This is a genomic window from Burkholderia sp. 3C, from assembly GCF_054589155.1.
On record NZ_BAAILN010000075.1, the window covers coordinates 1 to 3,910 of the forward strand.

2 protein-coding genes are annotated in these 3,910 nt (G+C 64.0%); both read right to left on the reverse strand.

Annotation, left to right across the window (positions count from 1 at the left end):
• Positions 1-108: 108 nt before the first annotated feature.
• Complete coding sequence (locus ACYP33_RS13595) at positions 109-2,778, reverse strand: type VI secretion system Vgr family protein (RefSeq protein WP_459622297.1); 2,670 nt, start codon at positions 2,776-2,778, stop codon at positions 109-111.
• A gap of 343 nt (positions 2,779-3,121) precedes the next feature.
• Positions 3,122-3,910: helix-turn-helix transcriptional regulator (locus ACYP33_RS13600; RefSeq protein ID WP_459622299.1), on the reverse strand; the 789-nt coding region annotated here is incomplete at its 5' end.

Consider the following 3,910-nt stretch of genomic DNA (forward strand, 5'->3'; position numbering starts at 1 on the left):
CGCGCGGGCCCGCCGGGATCATGTCGAGAAACCACGGCAGACACAGCATCGCGGACGCAGTCTCGTTGCGTGCAATGGGCACCACGATTTTTGAAGGATTGGCCATGGTCAGTCTTCGAAAGAGATATCCGTGCGCAGGTTCAGCAGCGCGTTATATCGTTCTCGATGCGCCGCGCGATCGCCCGCAGGGGTGATGTCGGCGTCCGTGCTGTTTTCGTGATGCTGGAAGCCCTGATTCGCCAGCTCGCCATTGCCGGGATCGCCCCGGTACGCATCCGCCACCGGAATCGCGTACTTCACGCCGTTCGCCAGCTCAAGCTGGTATTCCCGCGTTGTCACGCTGTGATCGACCGGAATCTGGCCCAGGTCGTCGATCACGCCGCGTCGAACCACAGCGCCATCGGCAAGTAGCGTGTACGGCATGCCGGAGAAGACCGCGTTTTTCGATGCAGGCGACGAAGCCAGGTTGAGCATCAAGGGCTGCGCCGGAAGGCTGGTGGGAAGCGTGGGACTGATTTGCGCCGACGCTGCGGAAGGCTTGTTCCACGAGGCGCATTTTTCCAGGATGTCGCCGGGCGTACCGTTCTCGATCCGGTTCGCGTTGATCTTGATATACGATCCGCCTGCGCCAATCCATACCTCTTTTGCTGCGGTCAGCACCAGCCGGCCCTCGGTGCTGGCGATGGTCACGTCCTTCAGCGCCGCCAGCAGCATTTCGTCGCTCTGCGCCTGAATCGCCACTTTCCCCTTCGCAGCGAACAGCTTGATCCCGAGCCTTTCCGCGAAAATCGATACGGCCTCGCCAGCGGCGACGGTGAACCGCCTGACGACCCCGATATCCGCATTGCCGCCCGCCGTAGCGATGAGATTCTTGTTGGCCGCAAGTTGCAGGTGATCGCCCGACACGATCCCGATGCCGGCCGGCGCGCTGATCAGGATGCCCGCCTTTTTCAGGTCGCTCAGAGTGTCGTCCAGCAAGATCTTCTGTTTCGCGTAGTCTGCTGCGATAGCCTCCGAGGCTTTTGCTGCGTCCGCGAGGGACTGCATCTGCTGGAGCGCCTGCTCGAGCAAACGCCGGGCCGCGAGCATCTCGATCTGCTTGCCGCCGGCGCCAGCCTGCTGGTCGGCGGAAAGCAACATCCCCTTCGCTCCCCGTACCGCCACATGCCCATCCGAGCGCAGCTCCGCCCCCCGCCCCCGCTCCTTCCGCCCGCTATCGACCATATGCCCAAGATTCAGCTCACTGGTCTGAAATGGCGTCGTGAGGTGGATATGCTCGACGCCTTCCTTATCCTCCATCCGCAGTTCGTTCTGCCCAGCAGTCCGAACGAGATTGCGCGTGTGATTCAGGTTGTCGACCAGGTCTCGATGCTGGCTGTCGTGCATCGCGCCGATGATCACCGGCCGATCCGGATTCCCATCCGTAAACACCACCGCCACTTCCGCCCCGTCGATCAACGGAAAGTGGTGCCCGTAGTGGTCACCGCTATACGGCTTGGCGAACCGCACGGGCCGGCTCGTACCGCCCGGGCTCCACTCATCGAGATCGAACGGCAGCTTGATCACATACTCGCCACGCTCGGTCAAATACGCATACTTGTAGTTCCCCGGCGACGTGATCCGGGCCGGCAAGATGCCATCGACGCTCGGCCGCTCGATCAGTGCCATCGGCGTCCGCCAGACCCGATCCGACGGAATCCCCTCGAAGCTCACCCAATACGACTCGCCACGGCCACCGCTCGATTCCACCGCCGTGACAAAAATCCCGTGCGTTGCATCGGACGGATTCGGCTCGACGCGCATCACCTCGCCCGCCTCCAGCCAGAACGGATTGCCGGTGCCCTTGAACACGATCTGCTTCGCCAGATACGCCTCGTGGCGCCAGCGGGCGATTTGCCTGCCTTCGTCCAGCGTCTCGTAGTGCTCGCCCCAGCGATAATCGACGGCATTCGTCGCCGTGTCGGTGCGCGCGGCGTTCGCCTCGACGAGCAGCGACACACCGGCCTCGCGATGGTTGTAGTCGTGCAGCTTCACGCTTTCGGGCACGCGCCGAGTGCGTTTTTCGAGCGACTTGATGGTGTCCGCGCCGGAGCTTTCGAGGCCCGCGTCGCGTAGGTACGGCACGCTGCGTTGCTTGCGCGCATAGGCATCGAGATCGTCGCCGAACACGATCGCGGCGTAATCGGGCTTTTGTTCCCAGCGGAACCAGATGCCAGCCTCGGCGCAGATACGCTGGATGAAGGCGAAGCTCGTTTCGCGGTATTGCGTCACGTACGCGTGCCGCTTGTAGGTGTGGCGAAGCTTGAACACGAAATCGACGCCGGCCCGGTAACCGCAATGGCGCAGCGTGGCGGTGATGATTTCCTCGACCGACTGCTTCTGGAACAGCCGGCTCGTGACGCCGCGGTTCAGGTCGGCCAGCGCAGGTTCGAGCCGGACCCGATAGTGCGTCTGGTCGGCGGACGTCGCAAACTCGTCGAATTCGGTGATGACACCGTGAATCTCTTGCGCGGGCGGCATCTTGCTGAACTTCTCGGCGTCCTCGCCGAACATCCGGCGCAGATAAACCATGTCGGGATCGACCGGGGCGATGATGAATCTCGCGGGCCGGCCGATCACCTGGTCCATCGGAACACCGCCCGCCGGGCTCGTGAATTCGATGTCGTAGCGATACAGCTCGCTCACGGCGTCTCGCCCGCTGAACTTGAGCACGGAGAACGGCGCCGGCTGCGGCGCGAGCTTCAACGTATAGGCTTGGGCAGGCAGGATCGACGGCATGCGGGAACGCCTCCGGGCAGGGTCAAGCAGCGATACGAACGGCGCAGCCGAACCCTTGCAACAGCAGTGGCTGACGTTCGAGGCGGAATTGATCTGATTGGCGCCGGGCCGCGAGAGGCATGAGGCGTTACGTGTTGCGTCACCGGCAGCAGCGCAAGAGGCTAGCCCATTGGAAATGGCAAAAACATCAGCAAAGAACTAAAAACGAATTAGCCGATTCTTATTTTTCGTTGTGTTTATCAAACCGGCGGTACCGCTGAAACATTGGACATGACCGTTCACCTCCAACAACCCACACAAGCTGAACGTCAGTCATGCAAGGCGCGGAAATCATGGAGAACATTCATGCGAGAGAAGGAGAAGCCACCGCCTCGGCCTGCGCCCGTTCCCGCTCCGCGTGCTGCGCCGCCAGCGCGCGAATCCGTGCCGCCACCGCCGGGTCGAGCGGCGTATAGACGATCATCCCCAGATCGGGCCGCCCATCCACCGCGAACGCCGAATATTCGAGTTCGATCTGGCCCAGCAGCGGGTGTTCCAGGCGCTTCACGCCGTCGCCTTCGCCGTGGCTCAGGACCTCGTTGTCGCGCCACAGCATCGCGAACTGCTCGCTGGCCGCGCACAGCTCCTCCACCAGTTCGCCCACTTCCGAGGCGATCCCGGCGCGCGCCACGTCGGCGCGAAACGCGCCCACCACGAAACGCGCCACGGCGTTCCAGTCGTGCTGCTTGGCACGCACCTCGCGGTTGCTGAACAGGAATCGCAAAATGTTGCGCGAGCCCACCGGCAGCGCGCCGTAATCCGTCAGCACCACCGACGCCGCGCGGTTCCACGCCACCACGTCCCAGGTCGCCGTCTTGACGATCGCGGGGCTGGCCTCCAGCGAATCGAGCAGCCGCTGCAGGCGCGGGCTGACGCCCTCGACCACGCGATAGCGCACCTCGGGCGGCCGCCCGAGCCCGAGCATGAACAGGTGCTCGCGCTCTGCGTCGGTCAGCAGCAGCGCGCCGGCGATCCGCTCCAGCACCTCGGCCGACGGCGCGCCGCCGCGCCCCTGCTCCAGCCAGGTGTACCAGGTCGGGCTGATGTGGGCGCGCTGCGCCACCTCCTCGCGGCGCAGCCCGGGCGTGCGCCG

What these genes read in the sequence shown, in the direction of transcription:
- ACYP33_RS13595 (WP_459622297.1), bottom strand. Translation starts at nt 2,778, where the DNA reads ATGCCGTCGATCCTGCCTGCCCAAGCCTATACGTTGAAGCTCGCGCCG.